This window comes from Gracilibacillus sp. Marseille-QA3620 (genome assembly GCF_054950035.1).
In genome coordinates this window covers 3,378,103-3,393,207 of record NZ_CM143102.1, presented here as the reverse complement: position 1 = coordinate 3,393,207, position 15,105 = coordinate 3,378,103, and the positions used below count along the sequence as shown (strand labels likewise).

16 protein-coding genes are annotated in these 15,105 nt (G+C 39.7%); 7 read left to right on the top strand and 9 right to left on the bottom strand.

The window, feature by feature from the left end; genetic code table 11:
- Positions 1-98: 98 nt before the first annotated feature.
- From ACY8DX_RS17035 to ACY8DX_RS17010, 6 genes are all read right to left on the bottom strand, one after another.
- On the bottom strand, positions 99-593 hold the full coding sequence (locus ACY8DX_RS17035; RefSeq protein ID WP_462405660.1) for a hypothetical protein: 495 nt from the start codon (positions 591-593) through the stop codon (positions 99-101).
- A gap of 117 nt (positions 594-710) precedes the next feature.
- The gene (locus tag ACY8DX_RS17030; RefSeq protein WP_462405659.1) at positions 711-941 is read right to left on the bottom strand and encodes a hypothetical protein; all 231 of its coding nucleotides are present in this window, start codon (positions 939-941) and stop codon (positions 711-713) included.
- 214 nt (positions 942-1,155) lie between these two features.
- Complete coding sequence (gene istB, locus ACY8DX_RS17025; RefSeq protein WP_049669381.1) at positions 1,156-1,917, bottom strand: IS21-like element helper ATPase IstB; 762 nt, start codon at positions 1,915-1,917, stop codon at positions 1,156-1,158.
- Positions 1,914-3,167: an IS21 family transposase gene (istA, locus tag ACY8DX_RS17020; RefSeq protein WP_049669382.1), complete on the bottom strand. Its 1,254-nt coding sequence runs from the start codon at positions 3,165-3,167 to the stop codon at positions 1,914-1,916. Before istA ends, istB begins: the two co-directional genes overlap by 4 nt.
- A 290-nt stretch (positions 3,168-3,457) precedes the next feature.
- Positions 3,458-3,934, bottom strand: a complete 477-nt coding sequence (locus ACY8DX_RS17015; protein WP_462405658.1) for a hypothetical protein — start codon at positions 3,932-3,934, stop codon at positions 3,458-3,460.
- A 461-nt stretch (positions 3,935-4,395) separates the two neighbouring features.
- Complete coding sequence (locus ACY8DX_RS17010) at positions 4,396-4,794, bottom strand: hypothetical protein (RefSeq protein WP_462405657.1); 399 nt, start codon at positions 4,792-4,794, stop codon at positions 4,396-4,398.
- Between the two features lie 455 nt (positions 4,795-5,249).
- Between ACY8DX_RS17010 and ACY8DX_RS17005 the strand changes: the two genes are divergently transcribed.
- Together ACY8DX_RS17005 and ACY8DX_RS17000 are read left to right on the top strand one after the other, a co-directional pair.
- A complete protein-coding gene (locus tag ACY8DX_RS17005) occupies positions 5,250-6,080 on the top strand; it encodes an EcsC family protein (protein ID WP_462405656.1) in 831 nt (276 codons plus the stop codon).
- Positions 6,077-6,610: a MogA/MoaB family molybdenum cofactor biosynthesis protein gene (locus ACY8DX_RS17000; protein ID WP_462405655.1), complete on the top strand. Its 534-nt coding sequence runs from the start codon at positions 6,077-6,079 to the stop codon at positions 6,608-6,610. The genes ACY8DX_RS17005 and ACY8DX_RS17000 overlap by 4 nt, the downstream gene beginning before the upstream one ends.
- A 42-nt stretch (positions 6,611-6,652) precedes the next feature.
- On the opposite strand, the gene ACY8DX_RS16995 is transcribed toward ACY8DX_RS17000, so the two are convergent.
- Positions 6,653-6,967, bottom strand: coding sequence for a hypothetical protein (locus ACY8DX_RS16995; protein ID WP_462405654.1), 315 nt, complete (start codon positions 6,965-6,967; stop codon positions 6,653-6,655).
- A gap of 249 nt (positions 6,968-7,216) precedes the next feature.
- On the opposite strand from ACY8DX_RS16995, the gene ACY8DX_RS16990 reads away from it, so the two are divergent.
- The 4 genes from ACY8DX_RS16990 to nagE all read left to right on the top strand — a co-directional run bounded on the left by ACY8DX_RS16990 (position 7,217) and on the right by nagE (position 12,400).
- The gene (locus ACY8DX_RS16990) at positions 7,217-8,425 is read left to right on the top strand and encodes an argininosuccinate synthase (protein ID WP_462405653.1); all 1,209 of its coding nucleotides are present in this window, start codon (positions 7,217-7,219) and stop codon (positions 8,423-8,425) included.
- The gene (gene argH / locus ACY8DX_RS16985; RefSeq protein ID WP_462405652.1) at positions 8,422-9,795 is read left to right on the top strand and encodes an argininosuccinate lyase; all 1,374 of its coding nucleotides are present in this window, start codon (positions 8,422-8,424) and stop codon (positions 9,793-9,795) included. The genes ACY8DX_RS16990 and argH overlap by 4 nt, the downstream gene beginning before the upstream one ends.
- 550 nt (positions 9,796-10,345) lie before the next feature.
- Positions 10,346-10,816 (top strand): PTS sugar transporter subunit IIA, encoded by a 471-nt coding sequence (locus ACY8DX_RS16980; RefSeq protein WP_462405651.1) that lies wholly within the window; start codon positions 10,346-10,348, stop codon positions 10,814-10,816.
- A gap of 132 nt (positions 10,817-10,948) precedes the next feature.
- Positions 10,949-12,400 carry an N-acetylglucosamine-specific PTS transporter subunit IIBC gene (gene nagE / locus ACY8DX_RS16975; RefSeq protein ID WP_049669877.1) on the top strand — a complete coding sequence of 484 codons (1,452 nt, stop codon included), beginning with the start codon at positions 10,949-10,951 and terminating at the stop codon, positions 12,398-12,400.
- Positions 12,401-12,518: 118 nt separating this feature from the next.
- Here nagE and ACY8DX_RS16970 read toward each other — a convergent pair whose 3' ends face one another.
- A complete protein-coding gene (locus ACY8DX_RS16970) occupies positions 12,519-13,343 on the bottom strand; it encodes a PRD domain-containing protein (protein ID WP_462405650.1) in 825 nt (274 codons plus the stop codon).
- A 329-nt stretch (positions 13,344-13,672) separates the two neighbouring features.
- Between ACY8DX_RS16970 and ACY8DX_RS16965 the strand changes: the two genes are divergently transcribed.
- The gene (locus tag ACY8DX_RS16965) at positions 13,673-14,005 is read left to right on the top strand and encodes a hypothetical protein (RefSeq protein WP_462405649.1); all 333 of its coding nucleotides are present in this window, start codon (positions 13,673-13,675) and stop codon (positions 14,003-14,005) included.
- Positions 14,006-14,331: 326 nt separating this feature from the next.
- On the opposite strand, the gene ACY8DX_RS16960 is transcribed toward ACY8DX_RS16965, so the two are convergent.
- On the bottom strand, positions 14,332-14,787 hold the full coding sequence (locus ACY8DX_RS16960) for a universal stress protein (protein ID WP_049669879.1): 456 nt from the start codon (positions 14,785-14,787) through the stop codon (positions 14,332-14,334).
- Between the last annotated feature and the right edge of the window lie 318 nt (positions 14,788-15,105).

The following is a 15,105-nucleotide window of genomic DNA, read 5'->3' as shown; positions in this document are numbered from 1 at the left end:
AGATAACATACCAACTTGAGCTAAACTGCCCTTTACTTCCATAAGGTATTCAACAGAAAAAGGTATTAATCCTTCTCCACATTAGTTCTACAAAGAAATTATATATTACCTACAATATCTTCTGGTCCCCATATTGCTAAACTATCATTAGGACAAGCAACTATTTCCCAATGCTCACCTTCTTCAGAATCCATAACCCCTACTTGCCAACTCTCGTACTGCTCATTCTGACCCCATATAAACAAAACTTCACCAGAGTCAAACGTTAAGAATAAATGTGGACTTTCAACACCTAAAGAAACATCTACAATTTGTTTTAATCTCAATTCACATAACAACTTTAAAGATTCAATCGGATCCTGTTCAGATAATTCGTTTAATAATGGAATTTTCTTAGGCATCAACTCAAATAAACCAATTGGACTCTCAATATTAATGTAAATTTGACCATCTATTCGATTTGAATTATTTTCACTCTCCGAAAGAAGTAACCTTAATCCATAAAAATTAAGTCCCTCTAGCCTTGTTCCTTTACATAAAAACTGTAAAGTTTGTAAACCAGCAGTTCTTTCTGCTTTATTAATATTTAACACCCCTTTTATCTAAATCATATTTCCTTGTTCAACTAACCTGTCCCTCGCGTGGTTTTCTTGGCTTTTTTCTATAACATTTCTGGATATTAGAGTAAAGTCCCCGTAGTTCAACAAGAACTAATCTCTCTTTCTCAACAATAAATAGAAAACAAAACCACTAAGAGTAAATATAAACGTACCAGCAAACACTTCTCCTAATGAGACACCTATTTGATCAGTATCACCAGTTGTCTGTTTAATCTCATTTACTGTCCACCAGTTATCAATTGAAGATTCATATATAGCGAAGTATAGCCATATTAAATAACAGAAGAAAACCAATAAAAAAACACCGATTTTTCTATTCAAAGCATTCCCCTTCTTCAATAAATGTCTTTATAAAAACAGTAACACTTATTGAGCTAAACTGCCCTTTTCTCCAATAAAGAATTCAACACAAAAAGGCATTAATCCTCCTTGGATCAATGCCCCTGTAGCATATTTGAAAAATAACGATATCTACGTGTCAATACCGTTTTAGTTTTCCCCACTATCACCGGAATAAAATTCCCCACTGATGCCGTTACTTCGATAACGCTGCTGGATAAATCCCAGCCTTTTTCTTTTCCTTCAAACGATACGAATCTCCTTTGATATTGAAGGTAACCGCATGATGAAGGAGTCGATCTAAGATGGCAGTCGCTAAGACATCATCCCCAAACACTTTGCCCCATTCTATATATGATTTGTTCGAGGTCAAAATCATCGCTCCATGTTCATATCGCTTGGATACCACTTGAAAAAAGACATTTGCCGTCAACTCGTCAAAAGGAAAGTATCCCACCTCATCAATAATCAATAAATCTGGACGGCTCCATTTTTGTGCCAATTTAGGAATGCTTCCTTTTGTTTCTGCCTTACGGCATTCTGCCACCATTTGGTCAGCCGTCAAAAACAAGGCGGTATGTCCCTTTGCCAGAGCTTCTAAGGCAAAAGAGAGGGCGAGATGGGTTTTCCCTACACCAGGTGGCCCTAAAAGAAGACGATTCTCTCCATTGGCAATAAACCGGCAGGTAAGGGTTTCCTTTACACGTTGCTCATTGATGCTTGGCTGAAACGTAAAATCAAAGTCATGAATGGTTTTGGTATAAGGAAGTTTGGCGCGCTTGATTCGATTTTCTAATTTAGCTGATTCTCGACGTTCCCATTCCTGTAAAACAACCGTGTGCAGAAAATCAAAATATGATACATTATGGGTAGAAGCATTCTCTACCAGATCATCCAATTGACTGGCTGTGTCATGCCAGCCCAACTGGATGAGTCGTTCTTCAAGGCTGGATTTCATTCTGATTCATTCCCCTCGAGTGCGGCGTAGGTGGCTAGAGATCGAGCTTCCACCTGTGGAGTAGAAGGACAGAAATCCGGGGTCGGCAAACCAGGGGAGTTCTGTTGTTTCTGCTCTTTTTGTTGTTCTTCTGACTTCTCATAGTGCTCCAACTGAATATGCATATGTGCTTTTCCTGTCATAATGGGATGTTGGGCAATGCGGTCTTGTGCATCGTATATTTCCAACTGTTTGTCCAATGTCACTTTCAACTTAACTTTCTGACCGGCATACCGAAAAGGGACAGAGTATTTCTTTCCTAAGTAAGAGACAAAGCAATCTCTGCTTACCTCCCGCACTTCCCAATGGCTTGTTGGGAATAACGGCTTTATTCCCCAGGCTTGAAGCTGTGGCTGTTCCGTTTGCCAACGCTGAACCGGCGGTTCTTGTGTCGTTTCATTTTTCTTTTTATTAGCTGTTTTGTCCAACCATATCTGTATGTCATGATTCCATGCTTCCAGCGTAGGTTCATGTTTTCGTTGAAAGAAATTTTTCTTTAGGTAATCCACCGTTCTTTCTACTTTTCCTTTCGTCTGTGGGCGGTAGGGTTTACAAGCTTTCGGGACGACCCCATAGTAGGCTAAAAAATCTTCAAACGTACGATTAAAACGAATCTCTGTTGGACTGTGCTTTGTCACGACGGTTTTCATATTATCATAGAGAATCTGATTCGGAATGCCGTTAAAATAGGAGAAGGCATTCATGTGACATTTCATCAATGTTTCGAGCTTCATATCTGTCGTAAACTCAATATACTTCATCCTGGAATACCCCAGAATCATGAGAAAGGCATAAACCTTTTGTGGATGACCATCCATCACTACTTCACCGACTTCCGCCCAATCCATTTGAGCTTGCTTCCCAGGAGGTGTCTCAAATCGCCTAGTGGCCTGTTTCTTTGGTTGTGCCCGGAAGGGCTGCACAAAATCTCGTAAAATTGTACTCTTCCCCTCATACCCCATTGCTGTAATTTCTTCAAGCAAGACCACGCAATTTGTGGTTCCTTCCTGAATTCTTTGTAAGAGATACGCCTTATAGGGATCTAACTTGCTTTTCCGTTTCATTCTCGATTTTGAAGAAGGTGTTTCTTCAGAATGAATATATTTTCGAATGGTTTTTCGGTCGAATCCTGTTTCCTCTGAAATAGCTGATAATGTCCATCCTTTTTGATAAAGTTCTCGAATCATTATAAAATCCCCCATTTTCAACATCGACGATCCCTCTCTTTTGTAGTGATACGTCGATTATCCGTGATTAGTGAGGAATTTTAAATCGGTGTTATTGAGTATTTTAACTCCGGCAGTGACACTACGAACAGAACCTATAAAAAAGCCTATATCTTTTATTACCAAATAATTTAAGATATAGGCTTTTCTTATCAAGCCCTGACTTTCCCGATGTATATTTAAGAAATTCCGGGGTCTCTTTATCGTTTTTGTATATCTCTGCAATTTACGATTCGAAGGTTCACCTTCATTTGGTAACTTTTTAGGTGAACAGTTTATTCAACGTATAAATTTCCAATATATTGTGCATAGTTACCATTTGAAGAGAATTCGACTTCAAGAATATAATTGCCATTTTCAGTAGGGGATGCAAAAGTATGTATTTCCTCTAACATACTGGAATCAATATCTTTTTCGTATAACAACTGTTTACTATCATTTTGAGTTACCGAAATCTTGATTTGAATATCAGTGTACTCCCCTTCATCTTCAATGCTATCTTCAAATTTAATTTTTATAAATTGTCCCTGACTTACAGTGATTTTCTTGGATTCACTAAGTAGTGCTTCAATATTATCTTCATCTAAAGAAGTAGAATCTCCTTGCGTTTGCCATTGTACTTTAGATGGTTTTAAATCATATGTTGAATCATTTACCTGTAATTTAGTTATAGGGTGTCCAACACTATAGTTTTCACCAATACAACCTGATAAACAAAGAACCGTTAAACATATGTAGACAAATTTTTTCAAATTATATCTCCTCTCCTGTATAAGATTAATTTCAATATACACTTTAATTTTCCTTTATAATTATTTGTTAATAACCAAACTAATAAAGGATAGATAGTAATCTTACACTAGGATTTTCATTATCAAATCACCGTTTAGCATAATTTCTTCACCTTTAATTTTGGTTTATTTGAAGCAAATTCAAAGAATAGAGAGCAATATTTTTATGAACCAAAGAAACATCAAACGGCATTTTCTCTTTAGTAACCCTTTAATAACAGATGTCTTATATAAGTCTTTAACGTACTTTTGTAGCTTTAAAATAAAGATTAATCAAAATGAAGTTTCTTTTATAACTAGGTACAATTCTTTTATAAAAAGTTTGATTATTTTAATGCTCCTTCTTCCGCTAACCTGCCCTTTAGCTGTATAACAAATAAGAACTGAACACATCCCTTGAATCGAAGTAAAGCCCCATTAGCTTAATAATAAACTTTTCCTCCAGGCAATGTAAATACGTCAAATCCATTGTCCCCTTGAAATGACCATCCCTCGAAGTAACTACTAGCGTGAAATAATTCAAAGGTCAGATTATCTTCAAACTCGATAATCAATATTAGCTGTTCAAAAAATGAAATGTTTAATATCTTCTTAGAAATGAGTAGTTTTTTTAAGTTTTTATGTGAAAATTTTTCAGGTTCGGACACACAATCTGTTTCACCTAAAATAATATCTTTGCCTTTCCGAATTCTCCACGGGCATTCAACCATTAACCATCCTTTTTCAAGAATAATACCTAAAGGTTGATTTTCTTCGGTATTTATACTTGTTACAACTTGCCCGATAAAATAGCCAAAGTCTAATTTACTTAAATTCTCCATCGAACCAACCCCCAAAAACGTTTCTAAAGACAATAATTCAACAGCAAAGTTTGTATTCCTTCTTCCGCTAAACTGCCCGTTTGTGAAATATCAAAAAAAGAGCTGATCACAGCTCTTGATAGCGTAGTAAGCTCTCGATTGTATAAGTCGTGCAAACCAAATGATAGGTCTACCTTTTTGACTAGGGAGGTGCATGAAACATCATCCAAAGGATACTGAAATCTATTTGAAGGATGGCATTGCAGTGAAAAAAAACGTAAATTAAGCAGTTGTTTGCGGCGTGTATTTTTCAAAGCATTTAACATACAAGAGTCTTGCGTAACAGAAGCCAGGCTGGGACGGTAAATTGCAGTCATTCAATTCGAAGCCGATTAGCTTGTTACTGAATGTGAAAGAATAGAAGAGAGGTATGGTATACTTTTGATACATGACAATTTTGAAGAAGAGGTGATCAAATGGCGCTTACAGAGAGAGAAGACATAATCTTGCAGGATTTGAAGATGTGGGAAAGTGAAATGCGGTCCGATGAACCGACCGACTTTGAAGCCTATTATGATCGTTTGATTGAAAGCATGTTTACGCTTTTGCCAGAATCGACACAGGAGGAATTCTTTGCAAAGCTTGATAACTGGCTCTTCCATCTACATTCCATGATTCATGAATCCCAGTTCCAGGCTGATGCAAGAGACCGGATTCTGAAGAATGCTCGTGTGTTCGATGAACGCATCAAGGATATTCAGGACCTCCGGGAGATGCCGGTTGACCGGCTGATCTATATCGCTGAGCAGCAAATGGCCCGCCATAGGATGTATTCACTGGTACAAGGCGGTATTTCAGCGGCTAATGGTGGATGGGCGCTCGCGGCTGATTTGCCGGCACAAATGGTTATTAATTTGCGCAGTATCCAGCTGATTGGCTTATCCTATGGATATGACATCAGTACGCCTTATGAAACAGCCCTGTCATTGAAGGTGTTCCATGCCGGGACCATGCCAAAGCGCATGCAGAAATATTTCTGGGATGATCTTATGGAAGATTTAGAGAAGCCTTCTGATTATTTCTATGAGGGAGAAGAGATGAGCAATGTATTCTGGCTGGACCAGCCTATCAAGCAATTGATGAAGGTGCTCGCCATTTATTTCTTCCGTAAGCAGATACTAAAGGGAGTACCAATCATCAGTCTTGCCATCGGCAGCCAGGCGAATTACCGTCTGACCAAGAATGTAACAGCTTTTGCAAATCAATTCTATAAATACCGCTATTTAAGAGATAAAGAAAGCGAATGAATGATATGGTGAGCTGCTCTAGTACATACATTCATAAGAAAGAAGCCCCAAAGGCCGTGCGTTGCAAAATCATGACCGTCAGTGACACGAGAGACTTGGATTCAGATAAGAGCGGGCAGCTGATGGAGCAATTGCTGACCGCTGCCGGCCATGAAGTTGTCAGCCGGGAAGTCGTCAAAGATGAAGTTGAGCAAATCCAGAGGGCTGTTCTTGAGGGCTGCAGGCACAGCGAGGTTGATTGCGTGCTTACAAATGGAGGCACGGGCATTGCAAAGCGTGATGTGACGATAGAGGCTTTATCCGCTTTATACGAGAAGGAGATTCCTGGATTCGGTGAATTATTTCGCATGCTTAGCTACCAGGAGGATATCGGCTCTGCCGCAATCCTTTCAAGAGCGAGCGCAGGTGTGATTTTCGGTACTCCTGTGTTTTCAACACCGGGTTCAAGCGGTGCCGTCCGTTTGGCCATGAATAAATGTATCATTCCGGAACTCGGGCATATCATGCATGAGATCAGGAAAGACCGATGAACCGTTCCGATGATGGAGCGGTTTTTTCATTTCGTTTTGGGATCAACGATGGGGTTTACTTGTAAGCTCTTCATTGGTACGGAAATATATCAAAAGATCATTAATGCATGAGGCAAGTTCAGAGATTTCATCATTTAATGTGCAGGATTTCTCGAAATTCTCTTCCTCGTTCAGCTCACTTAATTTATCATTAATTTTCCCCTCAAGCTCCTTCACTCGGTCTGGTATCGTTCCCCTGATTTCTTCCCAGCGAAGGAGGATGGCAGATTGATCTTTCTCTGTATAGCTGTCCCAATCGTACTCAAGTCTTGGAATATCAATACCTAATCTTTTATCATGAACGAAGTATGTTTCCATGTTTGACGGATTCCTCCTTTTATTAGCTCCTCCCTTATTGTATACAAATGTCCGTTGATTAACGATAAACCTCCATGATTATTTCGCGGTGTACGGACATATTGTCTTCTCCTTCTGAAAAAAATTAGTAATTTTCAAAATAAATACTTGAAAAAGGATTTCAGGATTGATATAGTGTATATCATATTAATTGCATAAAAACATATAATAATGAATAAATATACAACATACATCGGAGGGAACAGGAACATGACAAAGGAGAAAGTAGTTCTTGCCTATTCAGGCGGTTTGGATACATCAGTTGCGATTTCATGGTTGAAAGAGAAGGGGTATGACGTAGTAGCCTGCTGCTTGGATGTCGGCGAGGGGAAAGACTTAGAATTTATAAAGGACAAAGCCCTCAAGGTAGGAGCTTGCACTTCCTATGTTATAGATGCAAAGGAAGAGTTCGCGAAGGAATTTGCGTTAGTTGCTTTGCAGGCACATGCATTGTATGAGGGGAAATACCCGCTTGTCTCAGCTCTCTCAAGACCGTTGATTGCAAAGAAGCTTGTTGAGGTAGCAGAGAAGGAGAATGCGGTTGCCGTTGCCCATGGCTGTACGGGTAAAGGAAATGACCAAGTCCGTTTCGAGGTATCTATCCAAGCGTTGAATCCAGAACTGAAGGTGCTAGCGCCAGTTCGTGAGTGGAGCTGGTCACGTGAAGAGGAAATTCAATATGCGAAGGAAAATAATATTCCCATTCCAATTAATTTAGACAGTCCATATTCCATTGACCAAAACCTATGGGGACGCAGCAATGAATGCGGTGTTTTAGAAGACCCTTGGGCTGCACCGCCAGAGGGTGCCTATGATCTGACTTGTCCATTAGAGAATACACCTGATGTGGCTGATATGGTTGAAATTGCTTTTAAAGAAGGGGTTCCAGTCGCATTGAACGGAAAGGAATATCCTTTATCCCAATTGATTCTTACACTTAATGATTTAGCCGGAAAGCATGGTGTTGGACGAATTGACCATGTTGAGAACCGTCTTGTCGGAATCAAATCAAGGGAAGTATATGAATGCCCCGGTGCCGTGACATTGATTAAGGCACATAAAGAATTGGAAGATTTGACAATGGTGAAGGAATTGGCTCATTTCAAACCTGTTATTGAGAAGAAATTAACGGAGCTTATTTATGAAGGCTTATGGTTCTCGCCTCTTAAGGATTCATTGCTTGCCTTCTTGAAGCAGTCGCAAACCCATGTCACAGGGGTTGCGCGTGTGAAGCTGTTCAAAGGGCATGCAATTGTAGAAGGACGTAAATCTGAGTACTCACTTTATGATGAGAATTTAGCCACCTATACATCAGCTGATGAGTTTGACCATAAAAGTGCGGTTGGATTTATCAATCTATGGGGCTTGCCAACAAAAGTAAACAGCCAGGTGCATCTCCAAAAGAAGGTGACAGTGTGAAAAAGCTTTGGGGCGGAAGATTCACGAAAACAGCTGAAGAATGGATTGATTCCTTCGGTGCTTCCATCTCATTTGATCAAGAATTGGTGATGGAGGACATCGAGGGCAGCCTGGCACATGTGAAGATGCTGGGTGCCTGCGGAATCATTACGAAGGAAGAGAAAGAATTAATTGAAGGAGGGCTCTCTTCCTTGAAGGCGAAAGCTGAGAAGGGGGAACTCTCCTTTTCCGTTGATTATGAGGACATTCATTTAAATCTTGAAAAGCTATTGATTGACGAAATCGGACCGGTCGGAGGCAAGCTTCATACGGCGAGAAGCCGGAATGATCAAGTGGCAACCGATATGCATCTTTATTTGCGCGGCCAGGTAGAAGAAATCATTGCCACAATCGAAGAGTTTCAGAAAACATTGGTTGATACGGCTGACAAGTATGTGGAAACCGTTGTGCCCGGATATACTCATTTGCAGCGGGCGCAGCCCATTTCACTCGGCCACCACTTCATGGCGTATTTCTGGATGCTTGAGCGGGATAAGGGCCGGCTTAAGGACAGCCTGAAGAGAATAAATCTTTCCCCGCTTGGCGCAGGTGCTCTCGCAGGGACCACCTTCCCGATTGACCGTCATATGACTGCTGAGCTGCTCGGATTTGACGGGATTTATGAAAACAGTTTAGATGCCGTGAGCGACCGTGATTTCATTGCGGAATTTCTTCATAATGCCTCCCTCTTGATGATGCATCTCTCCCGCTTCAGTGAGGAAATTATTTTGTGGTCAAGCCAGGAATACCGTTTCATTGAGCTGGATGATACATTTTCAACTGGGTCGAGCATCATGCCGCAGAAGAAAAACCCGGATATGGCCGAATTAATTCGGGGGAAAACAGGCCGTGTGTATGGCAATGCAGTTGGTCTGATGACTCTCCTGAAGGGACTGCCTCTTGCCTACAATAAGGATATGCAGGAGGACAAGGAAGGGATGTTCGACACGGTTACAACGGTTAAGGGGTCGCTCAAGATTTTTAACGGGATGATTGCCACGATGAAAGTCAATACAGCTGTCATGAAGGAAGCTGTTTATCAGGACTTTTCAAATGCAACGGAGCTGGCTGATTATTTGGCGGCAAAGGGAATTCCGTTCAGGGAAGCCCATGAGATTGTCGGGAAGCTCGTGCTTCATTGCATTCAGCAGGGCTGCTATTTGCTTGATCTGCCGCTTTCAGCGCTTAAAGAGGCCTCTCCGCTCATCGAGGAGGATATCTATGAAGCCTTAAAGCCTGAGGAAGCTGTGCGCAGACGAAACAGTGCGGGCGGGACAGGATTTACGCAAGTATCTGCTGCTATTGAGAAGGCAAGGGAATTGTTGAAGTAATACTTATTGAAGCATTTAATGTTGAAGGTTTTTACGAAACAGGTGGAAAATGGATAGGCTTTCCGTTTGATTTCCCAATTAAGAGCTGTGTTCAGCTCTTTTTTTGATATTCCTTGAATGAGGAGTATTTCTGTAGTGGAATAAAATGTCATATGAAATGAAAGAAGAGTGATTCCTTATCTAAGAGAGGGCGTTATGCCTGAGAACTTTTCGCCCACTTACTTACTCGTTCATCGCTCATTGCGTTCCTAGTCAATCTTCAAAATCTCAATGGCTTATTCTGAGGAAACGATTGTGGAGTTTGATGTGTAGTAGAAATGACAATAGTTACAAACAATTATAAAAAGTGAAAAAACTACTACAATTTAAATAAGAAAAATGATACGATAGATTTAGAAATTGATATTGTCTCGCATGTGACTGATACGATCAGGCATGGTGGTAAATCACTAGGCTGCTAGTAGCCTAGTGATAATTCCACCATGCCTTTTTTGTGCAATGGGATGAAAAAGACTCGATACTACTTTTATACAGAAAGGGGCAATCAAGAATGGCTTTTGGATTATTTAAGAAAAAAGGGGTAGATTTGTTGGCACCGTTAAACGGTACGATTATTCCTCTTGAGGAGGTTCCCGATCCGGTATTCAGCCAAAAAATGATGGGGGAGGGTGTGGCAATTCAACCTACAGGAGGACATGTGTATGCGCCATTTAGTGGAGAAATTATTATGATTACCCCTACTAAACACGCTATTGCGATTCGGTCTAAATCTGGTGTTGAAGTATTAATACATATAGGTCTTGAAACAGTTTCCTTAAAAGGAGAAGGGTTCAAGCTCGCCGTTAAGGAAGGTGAGCACGTTGAGAGTGGACAATTGCTGATTGAGGTTGATTGGGCATTTTTAGAGGAACACGCGGAGAGTACGATTACTCCTATTATCGTGACCAATAGTGATAAGAAGATTACCTTTGGCAGCAAGGGTGCTGGTATTCAAGGGGAGACAGTCTTGATGACCATTTAAACGATTGATAAATGGATTTTAAGGAGGTGGTGCTGAAAGTCAATAATTCCAAGGTAGCGCTTTCGTAAAATGGTCAGCTATATGGCTGGAAAGAGTATTTTCAGTCAAAAATGAAGAATTGGAGGGAGTAAAGTGAAGAAATATTTTCAAAGACTTGGTAGTTCGTTGATGTTACCGGTTGCTGTTTTACCTGCAGCTGCTATTTTGATGGGTATCGGTTACTGGATTGACCCAAGCGGCTGGGGTGCTGACAGTCCGGTGGCAGCCTTCTTAATCAAAGCTGGGTCCTCCATCATTGACAATATTCCAATCTTGTTTGCAGTCGGTGTAGCGCTGGGTATGTCAAAGGAAAAGGATGGATCTGCCGCTTTAAGTGGTTTAGTTGCTTATTTAGTCGTAACAACCTTGCTATCACCTGATTCCGTTGCAATGCTAAAGGGAATCGAGGTAGAAAGTGTAGATCCTGGATTTGGTAAGATTGGTAATGCGTTTGTTGGAATTATAGCCGGTATCGTAGCGTCAAATATGTATAATCGATTTAGTCATGTTAAGCTTCCGGATGCGCTCGCTTTCTTTAGTGGGAAACGTTTAGTGCCAATTATGACAGCTGTATCCATGTTGGTTGTTTCCGTTATTTTATTCTTTATTTGGCCGCCGGTTTATTCTGGACTCGTTTCCTTTGGTGAAGGAATTGCCAAATTGGGAGCAGCAGGGGCTGGTCTATATGGATTCTTCAATAGATTATTGATTCCTACTGGTTTACACCATGCGTTAAACTCAGTATTCTGGTTTGATGTTGCAGGTATTAATGACATCGGTAACTTCTGGTCCGGAAAGGGTGTAAAAGGTGTTACTGGAATGTATCAAGCAGGCTTCTTCCCGGTAATGATGTTTGGTTTGCCTGCTGCTGGATTGGCCATGTATCACACAGCTAAAACAAAAAATAAAAAACAGGTTGCTTCCTTAATGATTGCTGCTGGTTTTGCTGCTTTCTTTACTGGTGTAACTGAGCCTCTTGAGTTTGCGTTTATGTTTGCAGCTCCATTATTATACGTCGTTCATGCTGCATTGACAGGTATTTCTCTTGCTATCGCTGCCACTTTCCATTGGACAGCAGGCTTTGGTTTCAGTGCCGGTTTAGTCGACTTTGTTCTAAGTTCCAGACTGCCTCTTGCTAATCAACCATATATGTTGATTGTACAGGGCTTGGTTTTTGCGGTTATTTATTATTTCTTATTCCGTTTTATTATTGTGAAGTTCAATCTTAATACTCCAGGACGTGGAGAAGAGCTTGATACAGAAGCCGAAGAAGCTTCTGCTGGTTCTGCAGACAATAAGTTTGCTGCGCAAGCTAAAATCATCTATGAAGGTTTGGGCGGTAAAGAAAATATCGTTTCTGTTGATAACTGTGCAACACGTCTTAGACTTGAAGTTAAAGATATGGATGCAGTGGATCAGACTAAAATCAAATCAACTGGTGTTCCTGGTATTAAAGTGACTGGACGTGAAAGTCTGCAAGTCATTGTAGGTACAAGCGTTCAATTTGTGGCAGATGAGTTGAAAAAAATAGTCAAAAATAGTTAAAAACACTAGATTTGCAGGAAAAAGCTCGTTCCATTTTCAATTGGAACGAGCTTTTCTGTTTTTATATTCTTTCTTGATAGTACCTAATCAATTCTATCAAGTGTTCAGTTTATTCATATTAACCTTTTCTGCTCCGTAATCTCTCTATATGTATCGTAATATAGCCAATCTCCTCTGTTGAAAGAAGGAGGCCATGCTGTTGGGATAGATGCTCTGCTATTGTTTCGGCACAATTGTAGGATGCTGGAAATTTCTTGCGTACCATGATAAGCATCTCCTCGTCCATTGTTCTCTCCGTAGTTTCATCGGTTCTATACAGTGTATAGCGAAGGTGAGTAATTAGCCGCTCATAGGAAAGTCCACCCTCCTCTAAATGGATGGAGAAATAATCCTGGATAATATGTATGATTTCATTAATGATGGAAGTCTGGCGCAGGGAAACCTGCAAATTCCCAGATGGAACAGATGCGGTATGAAGATGGAGCGCGATAAACGCAGCTTCATCTATCGGCATTCGAATACCTATTTTATCCTCAATATAATTAATGGCCCAGATACCTATATCGAACTCCTTTTTATATAAGATTCTTATTTCTGAAAGGAGTTTATTTTTTATAAAAATACCATTCTCGTAGCGTTCAATCGCAAATGAAAGGTGGTCTGCTAGAGCAATAAAGATATGTGGGTTTAATTTAACTTGTAGACTATCCTCGGCATGCTGAATAATTTCTTGTGTTAAAGCCATATGTTCAACGGAAATTTGAGGTAAAAGCTGTTCGGCATGATCGTCATTTTTCATCACAAACAGTTTATCGATTTTATTTCGATTGATGAGGTCGTTTTTCCCTTTATTGAACGCTATGCCAGAGCCGATTACAATCTTTTCCTGATTATCTTCCACGACAATTGCAGCATTATTATTTAAGATTTTCTTTATTTTCATTCCTCTTCACCTCCTGCAATACAAATTGATAGAGAAGCTGGTACTTTTATCATAGTAAACTAGAAAGTGTATGTATTAATCATAGCAGGAATATGATGTTTTTTGTCGAAATATATAGAAAAAGAGGAGAATTCGTTATAACCAATGATGGGGGACTATGGATGCGTGCATTATGGTTATGACCTTTTGCTCTTGTGTGAATTTGTAATCATATTCGCCCAGAGCGATGAAATGGAATTAGCTATATTGATTTTTTGTTATTTGATGTTGCTTATAAATGTCTTTGTTAAATACAAGGAAGATACCTGAATGAATAAAGGGAGATGGACATGAATCTTTTTACTACATATGAGGCATATAATCCTAAAGAATTATTAGCTGGATTAGAGGAGAAATTTGATTATATACTCATTAAAGGCGACTACTTCAAAGAGGTCAAAAGGATAATGGATACACATTTAACGGAGAACGAGCGTCTAGGGGTTGAACTAGGTGGAGGTGGTGCCATTACGCTTCTCATTTATGCTTTAGATATAGGAAGAGATTTATTCAGCAATGGAGATAAAACAAATAAAAAAATCGACCAAAAGTTAAAATTATATAAAGTGAAAAAGATGACCGATGAAGGATTATTGTTGAGCTTAAGACAGTTAGATTATTAGGACGTGTTTTCTGGAACATATACTAATCAGTGCTTATAGATCTTCTATACAGCAGGAACATTTATTAAACTGTTCAGATGCTTGTGAACGAGCTAGCGGACAGCTGATAACATCTCAACATAATTCTTCTTGTTCCAATCAATTCAACTAACTTTTAAGAGCCTTACTGCCTATCAGACGTAGTAAGGCTCTTCTTTATTGTAGGTAATCAGCTCTATTATCGCACTGCTCATTGATCTTGTGCGATGTAATGCCAAATGAAAAAGCCGACCCAAAAGCCCGCTGAATGGGTTTTGGGTCAGCTCGTGTATGCTGGAATTTTTTGGTTATTTGCTGTCTTTTTCATCAGAGCGAACGACAATTACGTCGCAGCTCGCATAACGGATGATATGCTCAGAAACAGAGCCGATGAAGAAACGTTCGACTGCATTCAGACCTGTAGCACCGCAGACAATCAAATCAATATTATGTTTCTTCGAAATGTCCTTAGGAATTTTCACCTTAGGAGAACCAAATTCGATGCAAATTTCTACTTTTTCGACGCCTGCATCCAAGGCTGTTTTTTTGTACTCTTCTAAAAGGTCTTTTGCATATTGCTCAGCACTTTCAGTGATTGAGATACTGTAGGCCTCAACCGCTGCAAAAGTACGATTGTCCACCACATGTGTCAAAACAAGTGTGGCATGGTTACGCTTAGCGATGTCGATGGATTTTTTGAATGCCCATTCGGCCTCCTGGGAACCATCAACTGCAACAAGGATATTATTATAGGATAACGCCATATTAATCTCCTCCTTTTATTATATATCTATTATACTATAAAACATTTCGAATAGTGGCAATATTATATGGAAATATAGTGAACATTACATTAAGTTATGGAATTTTAGATGGTTTTGTCATAAGAACACAGATGAAGAACCTTGATGAGTCACTGAGAGTTTTATGTTTTAACCGAATCTTTGATAGATGAAGATTGAGAAAGGCGGGACAAAGTGTAGGAATGATGCAAAGGGTTAATATTATATTTAAATATTAACAAAACACATGATTTAATTCGTCCCTGTTAGAACTTTTCATAGGATCAAATTTCTCTAGAT